This window comes from Vibrio aquaticus, from assembly GCF_003970385.1.
Lineage (GTDB): Bacteria > Pseudomonadota > Gammaproteobacteria > Enterobacterales > Vibrionaceae > Vibrio > Vibrio aquaticus.
Map to the genome: position 1 here is coordinate 1 of NZ_RXZH01000135.1, position 487 is coordinate 487.

Genomic DNA, 487 nt, shown 5'->3' on the forward strand with positions numbered 1-487 from the left:
GTTGTTGATGTTGATGTTGATGTTGTGTATGTGTGATTTGTGTAGGTGTTATTTGATGGTGATTTTCGTTGTACGCGTTGTGTGAGACGCGTTATTTGGTGATTGTTCCAGATGGTGATTGCCGTTGGACGTGTTGTGTGAGTMAAATGGTCGGCTTCGTAGCTCAGTTGGTTAGAGCGTCGTGCTAATAACGCGAATGTCGAGGGTTCGATCCCCTCCGAAGCCAACTTYTCACCACCACCACATTCTCAGACAATCATTCTATGCGCTCCAAATACTGACAAATACCTATCCACACCACAATCACCACCAATCAACACACAAGTGTCCASGAATAACAACAATAATCAACGCTCAACACCTACAAATGCCCACAAACAACAACATGCAAAAGTAGAAATCCACATGAACACTGAGTAATATCGTGCGTCACAGTSAGATTCAATGTAAGTGACAGCGACAACCACAACGACAGCAACAGAGCAAG

The 487-nt window shown here is 43.9% G+C and carries 1 tRNA gene; it reads left to right on the top strand.

The annotated features are described in order from the left end of the window. Nucleotides 1-152 precede the first annotated feature (152 nt). Nucleotides 153-226: transfer RNA gene (locus EJ063_RS21935), tRNA-Ile, on the top strand. Nucleotides 227-487: the final 261 nt, after the last annotated feature.